This window comes from Photorhabdus luminescens subsp. luminescens (genome assembly GCF_001083805.1).
GTDB classification, from domain to species: Bacteria; Pseudomonadota; Gammaproteobacteria; order Enterobacterales; family Enterobacteriaceae; genus Photorhabdus; species Photorhabdus luminescens.
In genome coordinates, this window is sequence record NZ_JXSK01000011.1 from 1 (window position 1) to 15,034 (window position 15,034).

The 15,034-nt window shown below is 41.3% G+C and carries 13 protein-coding genes and 1 pseudogene; 6 read left to right on the top strand and 8 right to left on the bottom strand.

Annotation, left to right across the window (positions count from 1 at the left end; all coding sequences use genetic code 11):
• Positions 1-604 precede the first annotated feature (604 nt).
• Entirely contained in the window at positions 605-1,429 is an 825-nt protein-coding gene (locus TI10_RS20540) for a hypothetical protein (protein ID WP_049585195.1), read from the top strand.
• Positions 1,430-1,502: 73 nt separating this feature from the next.
• Here the strand turns inward: TI10_RS20540 and TI10_RS20545 are convergent, their stop codons facing one another.
• From TI10_RS20545 to TI10_RS20565, 3 genes are all read right to left on the bottom strand, one after another.
• A complete protein-coding gene (locus tag TI10_RS20545) occupies positions 1,503-2,801 on the bottom strand; it encodes an HAAAP family serine/threonine permease (protein WP_049585196.1) in 1,299 nt (432 codons plus the stop codon).
• A gap of 1,041 nt (positions 2,802-3,842) precedes the next feature.
• Positions 3,843-4,451 carry an undecaprenyl-diphosphate phosphatase gene (gene ybjG, locus TI10_RS20555; RefSeq protein WP_049585353.1) on the bottom strand — a complete coding sequence of 203 codons (609 nt, stop codon included), beginning with the start codon at positions 4,449-4,451 and terminating at the stop codon, positions 3,843-3,845.
• A gap of 543 nt (positions 4,452-4,994) precedes the next feature.
• A complete protein-coding gene (locus TI10_RS20565) occupies positions 4,995-5,255 on the bottom strand; it encodes a GrxA family glutaredoxin (RefSeq protein WP_011145878.1) in 261 nt (86 codons plus the stop codon).
• A gap of 190 nt (positions 5,256-5,445) precedes the next feature.
• Between TI10_RS20565 and TI10_RS20570 the strand changes: the two genes are divergently transcribed.
• The 3 genes from TI10_RS20570 to rlmC all read left to right on the top strand — a co-directional run bounded on the left by TI10_RS20570 (position 5,446) and on the right by rlmC (position 7,509).
• The gene (locus TI10_RS20570; protein ID WP_049585199.1) at positions 5,446-5,748 is read left to right on the top strand and encodes a YbjC family protein; all 303 of its coding nucleotides are present in this window, start codon (positions 5,446-5,448) and stop codon (positions 5,746-5,748) included.
• A 90-nt stretch (positions 5,749-5,838) separates the two neighbouring features.
• A complete protein-coding gene (locus tag TI10_RS20575) occupies positions 5,839-6,351 on the top strand; it encodes a type III secretion system chaperone family protein (RefSeq protein ID WP_049585200.1) in 513 nt (170 codons plus the stop codon).
• A 24-nt stretch (positions 6,352-6,375) separates the two neighbouring features.
• A complete protein-coding gene (gene rlmC / locus TI10_RS20580; protein WP_049585201.1) occupies positions 6,376-7,509 on the top strand; it encodes a 23S rRNA (uracil(747)-C(5))-methyltransferase RlmC in 1,134 nt (377 codons plus the stop codon).
• Positions 7,510-7,560: 51 nt separating this feature from the next.
• On the opposite strand, the gene artM is transcribed toward rlmC, so the two are convergent.
• The 5 genes from artM to TI10_RS20605 form a co-directional block, all read right to left on the bottom strand.
• Positions 7,561-8,229, bottom strand: coding sequence for an arginine ABC transporter permease ArtM (gene artM, locus TI10_RS20585; RefSeq protein WP_049585202.1), 669 nt, complete (start codon positions 8,227-8,229; stop codon positions 7,561-7,563).
• On the bottom strand, positions 8,229-8,945 hold the full coding sequence (artQ, locus tag TI10_RS20590; RefSeq protein ID WP_049585203.1) for an arginine ABC transporter permease ArtQ: 717 nt from the start codon (positions 8,943-8,945) through the stop codon (positions 8,229-8,231). The genes artM and artQ overlap by 1 nt, the downstream gene beginning before the upstream one ends.
• A gap of 14 nt (positions 8,946-8,959) precedes the next feature.
• Positions 8,960-9,706 (bottom strand): arginine ABC transporter substrate-binding protein, encoded by a 747-nt coding sequence (gene artJ, locus TI10_RS20595; RefSeq protein ID WP_049585204.1) that lies wholly within the window; start codon positions 9,704-9,706, stop codon positions 8,960-8,962.
• A 6-nt stretch (positions 9,707-9,712) separates the two neighbouring features.
• Positions 9,713-10,441, bottom strand: a complete 729-nt coding sequence (gene artP / locus TI10_RS20600; RefSeq protein ID WP_049585205.1) for an arginine ABC transporter ATP-binding protein ArtP — start codon at positions 10,439-10,441, stop codon at positions 9,713-9,715.
• 305 nt (positions 10,442-10,746) lie between these two features.
• Positions 10,747-11,646, bottom strand: coding sequence for a lysine exporter LysO family protein (locus TI10_RS20605; RefSeq protein ID WP_049585206.1), 900 nt, complete (start codon positions 11,644-11,646; stop codon positions 10,747-10,749).
• Positions 11,647-11,961: 315 nt separating this feature from the next.
• On the opposite strand from TI10_RS20605, the gene macA reads away from it, so the two are divergent.
• Both macA and macB read left to right on the top strand, forming a co-directional pair.
• Positions 11,962-13,077, top strand: coding sequence for a macrolide transporter subunit MacA (gene macA / locus TI10_RS20610; protein WP_049585207.1), 1,116 nt, complete (start codon positions 11,962-11,964; stop codon positions 13,075-13,077).
• Positions 13,077-15,019, top strand: a pseudogene (macB, locus tag TI10_RS20615) (macrolide ABC transporter ATP-binding protein/permease MacB). The gene macA and the pseudogene macB overlap by 1 nt, the downstream one beginning before the upstream one ends.
• Positions 15,020-15,034 lie beyond the last annotated feature (15 nt).

Genomic DNA, 15,034 nt, shown 5'->3' on the forward strand with positions numbered 1-15,034 from the left:
TATCAACGTAAGAAATATAAAATAATCGGTATTTTTCATATTGCATATAGTTAGATTAAATTAAAATGTTATTGGTAATTTATTTGTTTTGAATGGTTAGCTTTGTAATTAAAAAATTAAATTATATTTTTGATTATTGTAAATAAATATGGTTGATTTATTTATTTGAAATTTATATAAATATTAATGTAAATGAGATGCTGTATGTGTTTTTTATAAAAAAAACTTTTCTTTATGAAGTATTGGTCTATTATTTAAAAAAATTAACAGTAAATAAAATAGCAATGTAAATAACTATTTCAATATTAAGGCTAAATTGTATTAGAGTGATTTTATATTTATCAATAAAAGAATGTTATTAGAAATAAAATAATTAGAATTCATTATTCTATTGATGCTTATTTATGGTAGGGCGTTAATACATGTATTGCATGTATTTAGTTCTTTGTCAGTAACGCATTTAAGATAATACTGGGGAGGCAGTTATAAATTGGCATGACAACATGACAACATGACAACATAGTGTTAAACCATTGTTGGAAAAATAATTATTGTTTTCTAATGAGCGTATAGGCTCACTGTTCTATGATGAAAAGGTGGTTATATGTCGTATCTTGATCCGTTAGCGCTTTCTATCCGTTTCGGAAATCGTAATAATTTAAGCGCTGACAAACGATGGACGGATAAACCTAATCCTCTCCATATGCTTAATCAGGAACAATTTACTTACATTTATGAGGATAGTCTGCACTTTCTTTATGGTCGATATAGATTCAACTCAAGTAATGGACGCGATAATATTTTGACAGATATACAGGTGTCAAAAGTCAAGACCGGGAAATATATTGATCAATATGGTCATGATGAGCAGTATGAAATTCTTGGTCTTCTTGGCGGCATGGGGACATTTCCTTTACATTCAATATTCGGTACGTTCAGAACAGAAGAAGTCGATCTGATTAGTTACTATTTTTATATTGCATATGTATTGACGGGTAATTATTCCGTTCATAATCGTTATTTTTATCAAGGTTATCCAATGGGGCCTAATAACGATGAGGGGCTAGATTATCTTCTTATGTGGAACGCCGTTGATATCATTCCACCACCGTATAAACCGGGGTTGCCACGATATTTCCCGTTGATTAACGGTTATATTCTCTTTCCTTCGGCAACTGAGGCTGTAGTTATCTCTAATATTCCTACCGATGCCAGGTTTATTCGTCTTGAGGAGACGAGCAATAGGTTTCCTTTTACTGGAGAGATTGCGACCAAGACGCCTTATATCCTGACAGATAAGTTGCGGCAACAATGGGATGAAGAAGAGGAGCAAGGGGTACCAATAGACGAACGTGGATATTTTAACGAGGATGATTTGTGGCAATATGATGAACAGCAGGGGGATTGGGTGAAGTGGGGGGGAGCTTAAATTTTTCCGCTAGCTAGTTCATATCATTATTCGGTTGCTGCTCGTTTGAAGAGAACAGCAACCAAGTGTTTATCTATGCAAACAGTGAGTAGAGAACAGCAGAGATAGCAACTAATCCCATAAAGGCGACAAATACATTACTTAGTTTGCCGCCATATTTGCGCATTGCAGGAACTTTGCGGATTGCATACATTGGCATAATAAACAGCAACATTGCGATAATCGGACCACCTAATCTTTCGATCATTTCCAAAATACTTGGGTTTAGAGTAGCGACAATCCAAGTTGTGACTAACATGAACATGGACGTGATACGATTCAGCTTTTTAGGCTCAATAGTTTTGCCTTGGTCGCGCAATGTCTTAACGACCATACCATTAAAACCTTCACGCGCTCCCAGGTAATGACCAAGGAAAGATTTGGTGATTGCGATAAATGCAATAAATGGAGCAATGTAGGCAATCACTGGTGTATTAAAGTGGTTAGCCAGATAAGACAGAATAGAGATATTTTGTGCTTTAGCTTCTGCCAGGTTTTCTGGAGACAGGCTCAATACGCAGCTAAATACGAAGAACATCACGGTGACAACCATCATGATATGGGCGTATGCCAGAATGCGGGAGCATTTTTTCTCAGCATTTTCGCCATACTCTGCACGTTTTGCTACGGCAAACGCCGAGATAATTGGCGAGTGATTGAAGGAGAACACCATTACCGGGATCGCCAGCCATAGAGTAATCAGCAGCCCATGACTTGCACCTGATGCAGAGATGGTGATGTTTTCAAAGATTGCGGTGTTCCAGTTAGGGATCAGATAGAACGCCAGTAGCATCAGAACGGCAACAAATGGGAATACCAGCACACTCATCGCCTTAACAATAGCCTGTTCGCCGAAACGGACGATGGTCATTACACCAATAATTAGGATCAGAGCCAGCAGGGCGCGAGGAGGTGATGGCAGATGTAATTGGTGAACAATAAAGCTGTCTACGGTGTTGGTAATAGCAACACTGTAAACCAAGAGAATCGGGTAGATAGCGAAGAAGTAGAGCAGGGTGATAAGTTTACCTGCCAGGCTGCCAAAGTGCTCTTCTACGACTTCGGTAATATCTTCACCTGGGTTTTTACCCGATAGAACGAAACGACACATCCCGCGATGAGCGAAGAAAGTCATTGGGAAAGCCAGTAGCGCCATCACCAGAAGAGGTAGCAGGCCGCCAATACCAGCGTTGATAGGTAAAAATAATACACCAGCGCCAATCGCGGTACCGTATAAGCCAAGCATCCATACTGTATCTGATTTACGCCAGGTTTTATAATCGCTTGGGCTGGTCGCCTGCGATGCGATCGTACCTGTTTGAGTCATATCCATAGTTATCTCCGAGAATAACGCGGTAAATTAAAAAACGAAATTACAATGCCGCAAGTATGCAATAAATGCAAATACATGTGGCCTAACTCTTTCTTTATAAAAACAATTCTTTATAAAAATAAGTTCTTTAAATATCTTTGGCGTTTATTTGAACGTTTTTATTACCATATTTTGGTCGAAAATTGGACTTTGAATTAATAAGCCAAAATTTTCGCTTTACTTTCTTTTTTGAAAGAAAGTCTGGAAATTTTAAAACCAGACTTTTGATAGCGGCAAGATAGCCATTTTTAGTGAATAGTACCGTGATCATAGTCTCAAATGCAGAATATATCTCGAAAAGTCATCATGTTACGAGATTTAGTGTAATTGTTGCCTAAATATTGCGAATTTTAATGAGGTCAAATTATAACCTTAATTTTTCCATTACTCAACTCTCATTATTCTCTTATGTTTTTGTTATTTCCTATCTATTTGTTTATATATTAATGAATGAAAATAGCAAATAGAGCAAAGGATTAATAAATTGATAAATATCAATTTGTTACCGAATTTTAAAAATAGGTATCTCTGATGTAATGCTTGTATCTTTGTGAAAGATATATATAAGACCAGGACAATAGATTAATGACATCAATAATATGCATGAAAGATGTACCCGCTATCTTTTGATCAAGTTTTAATAATCTCCTTCGTTATATATCTATTTACATAGTGATTTATACAGATTTATTGATTTATATGAAAACCATTGAGCTGGATTTAAGCTCAAATAAATGTTAAATAAGGTACAGAATATGACTCTGCTGGTTAACTCATGTGCATTTTGGCATGTAAAATTAGCTAATGATTTCTAATAAAAAGACCTTGATTGAAATAGGGTTTGTTTATCTCAAGTCACTATACCCTATGGATTTCAAGATGCATCATGGCGGCAAGGGAGCGAATCCCTGGGAGCATAGCAAACTATGTGACTGGGGTGAGTGAGTGCAGCCAACAAAAAGGCAACTTGAAAGATAACGGGTATAAGTTGCATTTATGTTACTAGCTCTTTATCCAGCCTTTACGGATAGGAAAAGCGCAGCAACGTTGGTACAGACTATTCAATCTTTTTTGTAAACTTTCACCAGACAGGCTCCATATTATTTGCGCAAAAGTGCATCCCATTAGGCTGACGATAAATGCGCCGACCATATCCATCGGCCAATGAACGCCTAAATAAACTCTGGCCCATGCGATAACCAATGCAATCGCCATCATGCATAAGCCCGGCCAAATCCTATACCAGAATAAAAAGGATAAAGCGAAAGTGAAGACAGTTGTTCCGTGATGACTTGGGAATGAAGTTGTTGGCGCGTGAGGAAGAAAGTTATAACCAAAACCTTCTGCAAAAGGGCGGTCGTGAGGGCAGAGTAAACCGATACCGAATGAGGTTAGCATGGCGAAACAGAAGGCAATGGTGGTTTTACTGACGATAACCCGATGATAAGGAAGAGTACGTTCTGAACCCCAAAACCAGAAACTAACTAATGTTAGAGGGAAAATAAGAACCAGATATTTTGCTATGAATACTGCCATTGCAATCATGGCTGGTGATGATTCAGGTGTAGCATTGAAAAAAGTAAACAGATCATGATTTATTTGTTCTAACAAATCGGGCCTCACATATAGTCACTTATGTACATCACGATAGTCGGACGCAAGAGAGTAAAGTTGGCCGACTTGTGAGTAAAGCCTAATTGTCTTAATTGTTGGTGTTATTTATGTTTGGTTTATATTTCCGTCAAGGAAACATCTGGCGGTCGTCATGATAAAAACCAAGCAATTTATTGATATATATGATGATAATCTCTGGATTGCCTCGGTGATAGTACGCTTCGGTGATAGTACAAATAGTTGATAGTTTGATCATCTGTAGAATCGGTTATGAGCGGTATGTTTTTCAGGCGATAAAAAAACCCGATAGTCTTGAACCAAAATGGATGACTATCGGGTTCCTCAATATTGGGATATCAAAGAAAAGCAGTGGCATTAATTCAGACTACGCTTTGGCAAAAAAGTTCTCCGTGATAAGAAAAAAAATCAGATTTTTTTCAGTTTGATGAAAATAACATTTTTTGCACAAACCAACCGAGTCCACTGTGGTTAATAATCAATGGCGGTTTTTACCACAACAAAGTAGAACCGGAGGTTCGATTATTGTAGCAATTGGTGTTCTTTTACGTATGCTTCGAAGTCTGTGCAACCACCGATATGTTTCTCATCAACGAAAATCTGTGGAACAGTTTCTACGGGTTTACCAACTGTTTTTTCCAGATCAGCTTTAGTAATACCTTCTGCGTGAATATCAACATAACGGAAGTCAAAATCATCACGTTGCTCTTTCAGTCGTTCCGCTAGCTCTTTCGCGCGGACACAGTATGGGCAGCCAGGACGACCGAAAATCACAGTAAACATATAAGTTCCTCTTGGTTATATTAAAACAATGCGGTTTGATGTGTTGTTCATGCTTATTTGATTGCTACTATGCCTGTATGGATTTGTAAAAAAAAGCAGAAATTGCCTTTTGCTTTAATTCGACATCCCAATTTTGGTAATAGAGTTTCCGGTAGTATAATGTAGCAGCAGGTTATTAAGAGAGGATGTGATGAAAAGTCATCAAGGCAGTATGAGTTCATTGGCAGATATGCCAAAACAGGTTATCCTGCTAGAAATTGTCGGCATTAGCGGCTTGCTCCTGGCATATTTGACTATTAATGATATTGTTGTCTTAACAGATTTACTAATGACGCCAGAAGCACATGTTGTTATGATTTTTACCGGCGTGGGTTGTTTAGTCCCTGCTGCGGTTAATATCATTTGGCGTGCAGTGTATGGCCTCTCTTTTCTGGGAATTGATCATAAAAAAGAGAGCAAAAATAAGGCAGAAGGTAGTGATAACGATAGATAAAAATAATTTATCAGTTATTGGTGATAGCGCGATAAAGAATTATTTCGTAAGCTATAGCGCTTTTTCATTTTCCGTTGTATGGGGTTTTAGATGAGTTCACTTGTCATTCCTGACTTATCAGTATTGCGTGAGTGGTTGGATCAGCTCAAAATTTCCTACTTTGAGTGTGATTCATGCCAGGCGCTGCATCTACCTCATATGCAGAATATTGATGGTTTATTTGATGCTAAAATTGATCTGTTGGACAATGTAATCTTGTTTTCTGCATTGGCTGAAGTTAAACCAACCGCCATTATTCCTCTGATGGCTAATCTAAGCCAGATTAATGCCAGCTCTCTGACAATCAAGGCTTTTCTTGATATTCAAGATGAAAATTTACCGAAATTGGTGGTGTGTCAATCTTTCCTTATTTCAGCCGGGCTGACTTTTTCCCAGTTTTCTCATTTCTTGCAACAAAGCGAAGAGCAGATTGCGGGTGTGATTTTTGAAATTCACAGTAATAACTTGTTGTATATTAATCGTGATATCGAAATCGAGAGTGACATTGAAGAGGAAGATGAAGCACAAGCTTCTGCTAAGGCGCCGACTTTTACTTTGCACTAATATTTCCAACACGGTCATCCTACAATGCAATGTACGCATTATTCTGCGGGGCATTGTCACTCTTGTCAGTGGCTTGAAAAACCCTATTCTCAGCAGTTAGAAAATAAACAGCAGAATCTAAAACAGTTATTATCTCAAACCTTTGTGAATCAATGGTTACCTCCAATCGCCAGCCAACCAGGCTCCTTTCGTAATAAAGCCAAAATGGTCGTCAGTGGTAGTGTAGAACGCCCATTATTAGGCATGTTGCATCGTGATGGCTCGGCGGTTGATCTGTGTCATTGCCCCCTTTATCCAGCGCATTTCCAGCCTGTATTCGATGTTGTTAAATCGTTCATTGCTTGCGCCGGGTTGACGCCATATAACGTTGCTCGTAAGCGGGGTGAACTGAAATATTTGCTGCTGACGGAAAGTCGCCATAGTGGTGAAATGATGTTGCGTTTTGTACTGCGTTCTGAAACGAAGATTGCTCAATTGGAGCGCGCCTTACCCCGGTTGCGTGAGCAATTGCCACAGCTTACGGTGATCTCTGCTAATATTCAGCCGATCCATATGGCGATCTTGGAGGGGGAAAAAGAGATCCTGTTTACTGAGCAAAAAGCGCTTAAAGAACAGTTCAATGGCATTCCTCTTTACATTCGTCCACATAGCTTTTTCCAGACTAATCCGAAAATGGCTGCTGAATTGTATGCAACAGCGGGGCGTTGGGTTCGTGAACTGAAAATCAGTAGCATGTGGGATCTATTCTGTGGTGTTGGGGGTTTTGGTCTGCATTGCGCAGATAAAAATACCTGTTTAACCGGAATTGAAATTTGCCCTGAAGCCATTGATTGCGCCCGTGATTCGGCAAAAATACTGGGGTTGGAAAATATCGAGTTTCAAGCTTTGGACTCAACACACTTCGCCGTAGCAAAAGATCAAATTCCGCAGTTGGTTTTGGTCAATCCGCCTCGGCGGGGAATTGGTAAGGCGTTGTGCGATTATCTCAGTAAAATGGCGCCGGATTATATTCTTTATTCAAGCTGTAATGCTCAGACAATGGCGAAAGACATTGCTGCACTCGCTAACTATCGTGTAGAAAAGACACAGTTGTTTGATATGTTTCCCCATACCGAGCATTACGAAGTTTTAACGTTATTGAAGTTAAGTCACGATTAAATAACGAAAGAATATGTGGGGATGGGGGTTCCATAGAACGCCCTATCCCGTTTAATCATGGCGCTCAAAAGCGAGTGCACGACGTTCAATCATCCGCATCAGCAAAGTCAGGATGCCGTTAATGCATAGATAAATCACCCCTGCGGCCATAAAAACCATCACATCATAATTACGGCCAAATAGAAGCTGACTGTATCCCATGACTTCCAGCAAAGTAATAGTGCTTGCGAGAGAGGTACTCTTGAAAATCAATACAACTTCGTTGGAATAGGAAGATAACGCCCGTTTAAAAGCATAAGGCAGTAAGATTCGCATAGATTGTGCTTTAGACATGCCCAATGCTTGACAGGATTGCCACTGACCAGCAGGAATGGCCTTTACCGCGCCATAGAATAGCAGCGTAGAATATGCTGCGCTGTTAAGCGCCAGTGTTACCATTGCGCACAGCCAGGGTTCAGACAGTAATTGCCAAAGCCACGGGTACGCTTTTATGGATGGAAATTGTCCAGGTCCGTAATAAATCAGAAAGAACTGCACCAGCAAAGGGGTACCGGTGAACAGAGTAATGTAGGTTTTTACCAGTTGTGTCAGTACCGGCAATTTCAGGGTCAGAACCATAGTGAACAGAACGGACATCATGAAAGCAACAAAAAGCGCTGTGATGGTCAGGCTTAGACTGGTTGTCAGCCCCGGCAAAATCTGTTGGATATACTCAAGCATTAGGAAACACTCCGATCAAAGCGGGTGGTATGCATCTCAATTTTCTTTAGAATAAATTGACTGAGTAAAGTGATGGCTAGATAGATAAGCGCCACAATCATATACCAGGTAAAGGGTTCCTGAGTCCGTGTGGCAATACTTTTGGTTTGTTGCATCAGATCATTCACACTGATAAGCGATACCAGCGCGGTGTCTTTCAGCAAAACTAACCATTGGTTGCCGAGCCCCGGCAGAGCATGTCGCCACATTTGGGGCATAATCAGGCGGAAAAATATTTCAGCGCGACCAAGACCTAATGCCTGACCGGCTTCCCATTGGCCGACAGGAATGGCTTTTATCGCACCACGGAGTGTCTGGGATGCATAGGCTGAGTAGAGCAGGGAAAGTGCAACGACACCACAAAGAAAGGGGCTGACATAAAAGTCTTGAATATCTATCTGAACCCTGGGATGCCAGAAGATAAGATAAATATCAAAGCCATCAGCCAGTATTATGAGAAGTTGTGATGCGCCGAAGTAGACGAACAGCACGACCAAAATTTCCGGCAATCCTCTGAACAGAGTGACCCAACAGGCGCCAAGTATGGCGAAGGGTTTCCAGCGGGCTGATTCCCAGGCAGCAAATAGCATGGCTAAAATCAGACCAAGCACTAATGCAGACACGGCAAGGCCGACGGTGATGCCGGCGGCGCTTGTTAGAGATTGGAATTCATTCATGGAGATTCAGCGACTTATTTAAACCATTTTTTGTAGATGATGTCATAAGTGCCATCTCGTTTGATGTCTGCGAGTGCTTTATTCAGCTTGTCTTGCAGATCTTTGTTACCTTTACGCACTGCAATACCTAAGCCGATACCAAAGTAATTTTTGTCAGTGACTTTTTTACCGATGGTATTTAAGTTTTCATTCTTTTTCAGCCACTCGTTAACAACGGCAGTGTCACCGAAAACAGCGTCCAGACGGCCATTTTTCAGATCCAGAATCGCATTTTGATAGCTGTCATAAGGAACGGTTTTAATCTCTTTACGTTGTTCCATCAGATACTTTTGGTGAGTGGTCCCATTCTGAATACCCACAAGTTTGCCTTTCAGCTCTGAGGTGTTAGAAACTGTGCCTTTAACGGAGATAAAAACCGCTGAGTTGTCGTAATAAGTGTTAGTAAAATCCACCTGCTTTTGGCGCTCAGGGGTGATATCAATACCGGCGGCTAAAGCGTCGAAGCGACGGAATTTTAGACTGGGGATCAAGCTATCAAAGGATTGGTTAGTGAAGGTACATGTTGCATTGATTTTCTCACAGAGAGCATTGACCAAATCGACATCAAAACCCTGAATTTTATTATTTGCATCGATGAACTCAAACGGAGGATAAGTGGCTTCTGTAGCAAAACGAATGGTCTCTTTTTCCGTGGCGGTTGCAGATAAAGTTACTGTGCCTAAGAGGGCTGCAAAAAGTAGTTTTTCATCGCTATATCCTATTAATAGTTAGTGTGATAGATAATTAGCAAAGGCTTTGGTTTGTGGTTGTGTAAAATGGCTGATATCACCTTGTTCTATAATGCGGCCGTCTTCCATATATACGACACGGCTTGCGGCCTTACGGGCGATTTCCACTTCATGGGTAACGATAATCTGTGTAATGCCCGTTGCCGATAATTCATGGATGATATTGACAACCTGTGCTGTGATTTCTGGGTCCAGCGCTGCCGTTGGTTCATCAAATAATAAAACCTGGGGTTCCATCATTAATGCGCGTGCGATAGCGACCCGTTGCTGTTGCCCTCCAGATAAATGTTGTGGGAAGCGGCCGGCAAAATTATCTAAGCGTAAACGGGAAAGGAGCTTATTCGCTTTTTCCTGTGCCTGTTGCTTGGATAAACTCAATACGCGACAGGGTGCTTCGATCAGGTTATCCATGACAGTAAAGTGGGGCCATAAGTGATATTGTTGAAAGACCATACCTACATTCTGGCGTAGAGAGCGAATCTCCTTTGTTCCTGGCGTTTGTTCGAAATCGAATTGATGATTAGCAATGTGCAACTGGCCGGAGCGGGGTATTTCTAGCAGGTTTAATACTCGCAACAACGTACTTTTACCTGCGCCGCTTGGCCCTAGCAAAACCATCGTTTCCCCTGGAGAACACTCAAGATTAATATCAAACAGCGCTTGATGGGCGCCGTAATAGCAATCAATGCTTTTTAGTTGAATACTCATGCTTTAATTCTGAATAGTCAGTGATTTGGTCCGATGCTAAACCCGTTAGCATAATTATGCAACATCTTATGCACAGAATATTATTAATTGATATTTCAATTACATGCATAATTAACGCGTTCCATTCTCTCCTTGTGTAATTTGTCAGCAAAAGATTATTTATTCTGTTGCCATACTGAAGAAAGATGAATAGGCCACAATATAGGTAAGCATGAGAATAAGTAACCGCTGCTGACGACTTATGACCATGAAACGTTCGAACCGTTATTTATGGCATCAAGTATTAATTGTGGCTCAAATCCTGGTTAAGTAAAGAATGCCATCAGTAAGGGGGCGAGCAAACTCAGCACAAAACCGTGAACTATTGCTGCTGGAACAATACTGACTCCTCCGCACCGTTGTAATACTGGCAAGGTAAAATCCATCGAAGTGGCGCCGCTTAATCCTATAGCGCTTGAGCGATATCGATTGATTAGAACTGGAATTAGCATAATTGCCGCCAGTTCGCGCACCAGATCATTAAAGAATGCGGCACTGCCGATTACCGGCCCGTAAGCGTCGGAAAGTAAGATGCCAGAAAGAGAATACCAGCCGTAACCAGAAGCTAATGCTAAACCTGTTTTCATTGGCAGCCCGAGAATAAGTGCTGCGATAGCACCGCCGATAAGCGCGCTGATAGCAATGACAACCGCAATAATGGTACCACGACGGTTTAGCAGTATCTGTTTCAGGCTCATACCGCTGTTCCGTAATTGAATACCGACAAGTAACAGTAAAACGATTAAGGCAATTTCACTGGCATGATTGGAGAAATGCAGCCATGACCAGCCAGTGAGCCCAAACAAGAAACCTAAAATCAACACACCGCATAATTTCAGTGATTCAAAAATCATATGCAAGCGGGAAGGGGGTTTTTCTTGTTTATGTGGACTAATAACCCAAGGATCGCGTTTTTCAAGCAGGAATAGTGCTAGCATATTAGCTGTAAAAATGCATAAAAAAAATGTTATCGCGTATTGAAAGATAGAGAAGAGGTTGCGGCCTAAATCGTCCAACAAAGCTAGGCTGATTCCCATTAAAAACAAGATGATATAGACCATCGCGTTAAGAAGGCGATGAACAACATTTAACAGAACCTTATTATTCAAATGGATAAGATAGCCTAGCGTTAACGGTAAAAGAATGATTAGCAGCCCAGAGTACATAATTAACATCCTTTGAAACGGTTAACGTCTTTTTTATCCAAATTCGGTGTAAAAATTGGTTATAAAGACTATAAAAGTAAAAGATAACAATTTTTTTACATTAAGAGAATAGTCAGGATAGAGGGAAGTATGCTGTTGCTCAAAGAATTTTTTATTCTTAAGGAGGGTGTGTTATTAATAACTTTCAATGGGCGTAAAATGTAAAGAGAACGGTATCTATCTGGAATAAGTAGAAATCCCTGGTTTTCGTGGTATTGCAAGAAATAAGTTTTTTACTATTTCTCTAAATCCAATACTTAATATGGTGATATTTAAATGAATTTTATTCGTTCGAAACGTCGATGGGTTGTGCTGTTAGCTATTGTGGCTGTTATCACATTGGTTCTGGGGTATTTTCTGCATAGACCAGAAACGATTAAATACCAGACTGTTTCTGTTATTAAAGGCGATTTGGAAAAAAATGTATTAGCAACGGGAAAACTGGATGCGGTCAGAAAAGTAGATGTTGGGGCGCAGGTGAGTGGTCAGTTGCAGAATTTGTATGTTGAAGTGGGCGATAAGGTGACAAAAGGCCAGTTACTGGCATTAATTGATCCTAAACCGGCGCAAAACGAAGTCAAAGAAGTTGAAGCGACGATCAAAGAATTGAAAGCTGATCTGATAGAGGCTAGGGCACAATTGAAATTGGCGCAGCTTACATCACAGCGTCAAAACAATCTGGCAAAAGTGCAGGCGGTTTCACTCCAGGAATTGGATCAGGCTAAAACAGACGTTGAGGTGAAAAGAGCGAAGATAGAAAATTTATTGGCGCAAATCAGTAAAAATCAAGCTAGCCTTGATACTGCCCAAACTAATTTGCAATACACTCGGATCACTGCGCCAATGGATGGCATTGTTGTCAATATCAAAACCCTTCAGGGACAAACGGTCATTGCGGCACAGGAAGCTCCGACCATTTTGACATTGGCTGATCTTGGCACGATGTTGGTAAAAGCGGAAGTATCAGAGGCGGATATTATTTACCTGAAACCGGGTCAGAAAGCTTCTTTTACCGTATTAGGCGCACCGGATAAAAATTTTCCAGGGGTGCTGAAAGATATTTTGCCGACGCCAGAAAAAATTAATGATGCCATTTTCTTCTATGCCCGCTTTGAGGTGGCTAATCCTCAGCAACTTTTGCGTTTGCAAATGACCGCACAGGTGAAAATTCAACTCGACTCCCATCGTAATGTGTTAATGATCCCGATCTCAGCTCTGGGTAAACAGATTACGCCGATCCGCTATGAGGTGGATATCCTGAATGGAGATAAAGAAGAGAAACGGGAAGTAACCATTGGCGTGCGCAATGATGTGAATATACAAATTCTATCTGGTCTGAAAGAACATGAGCAGGTGGTTACGGGTAGTAGCGATGAAGCAGAGGATGAGTAATGAATCCATTACTTGAGCTGAAAGGTATAGAGCGCAGTTATCCCGCGGGTGAGCAACAGGTAAAAGTACTGGATGATGTCACTTTGTCTATTTACGCCGGTGAAATGGTTGCGATTATCGGTGCGTCAGGTTCGGGTAAATCGACACTGATGAATATTCTTGGTTGTCTTGATCAACCTAGTAACGGTGAATACCGGGTCGCGGGACAGAATGTTGCTGAACTGAATAATGATCAACTAGCCGCACTGAGACGGGAACATTTTGGCTTTATTTTTCAGCGTTATCATTTACTGACTCATTTAACCGCTGAACAGAATGTGGAAATTCCTGCTATTTACGCGGGAGCTGCTAAGGCAGTACGTCGCCAGAGAGCAATAGAGTTGCTTGGTCGTTTAGGGCTTGAAGAGCGAATCTACTATCAGCCGGGGCAGCTCTCTGGTGGACAGCAGCAGAGGGTCAGTATCGCCAGAGCGTTGATGAATGGCGGTCAGGTCATTTTGGCTGACGAACCTACCGGAGCGTTGGATAGCCATTCTGGCGAAGAGGTGATGGCAATCCTCAAACAACTGTGTGAACAAGGGCATACCGTCATTATTGTTACTCATGATCCGAAAATTGCGGCGCAGGCTCAGAGGATTATTGAGATCAAAGATGGCCACATTATGAGTGACTCCGGCACACGAATAAGTAGAAAAGTCACTCAAACTCCGTCGTTAACATCAAAAATATCGTCGATACGTCAGACTGTTGGGCGGTTTAATGAAGCTTTATTTATGGCATGGCGGGCGATGGTTGCCAATAAAATGCGAACTTTACTGACTATGTTGGGGATTATCATTGGTATTGCTTCTGTCGTGACTATTTTGGTTATCGGAGATGCGGCTAGGGCATCGGTGTTATCTGATATTAAAGAGATTGCGACCAACACTATTGATATTTATCCGGGAGAAGATTTTGGCCTTGATGATCCGGTCAGTATGCAGGCGCTGAAAATAGAGGATTCAGACGCGATTAAAGCGCAGCCCTATATTTTGGCGGTTTCACCAGAAATTGAGGGGCAAATGCGCCTTCGCAGAGGGAACATTGATGTTGCTTCGAGAGTGACTGGCGTTGGCGATGAATTTTTTCAGGTTTATGCTCTGCGCTTTGCCCAGGGAATGGGGTTCTCATTGGATATGATACGCCGTCAGGGCAAGTTGTGGTTATTGATGACAATACTCAGCGTAAGCTGTTTCCTCACCAGAAAAATGTGATTGGGGAGGTGATCCTGGTGGGTAATATGCCGGCCACAATTGTGGGAGTGGTATCTGATAAGAGAGCGACATTTGGCAGTAGCAAATCATTACATGTCTGGTTGCCTCATAGCACGATGACCAGCCGTCTGATGAACCGAAATTATCTGGATTCAATTACTGTCAGAATAAAGGATGGTTATAACTCTAAGGATATAGAAAAGAAGATCGTTCAGTTGCTCACTTTACGCCACGGGAAAAAGGATGTTTTCACCTATAACGTGGACATGATGGTAAAAGCGGCAGAAAAAACGGCCCATACTTTACAACTGTTTTTGACGATGGTGGCGGTAATTTCGCTGATAGTTGGCGGTATTGGCGTTATGAATATTATGTTAGTTTCGGTGACTGAACGTACAAGAGAGATCGGTATCCGTATGGCAGTAGGCGCCAGAACTAGTGATGTGATGCAGCAGTTTCTGATAGAAGCTATTTTGGTTTGTCTGGTTGGCGGTGTCTTGGGCATTGTACTCTCTTATACGATTGCATTGATTGCTCAACTGGCGCTGCCCGGTTGGCATTTTGTCTTCCAGCCTATCGCCTTACTCAGTGCTTTCGTCTGTTCTACCGCAATTGGCGTGATATTTGGGTTTCTGCCTGCCCGTAATGCTGCTCGCCTTGATCCGATAGAAGCGTTGGCAAGAGAATAAGCGGCAATAAAATAA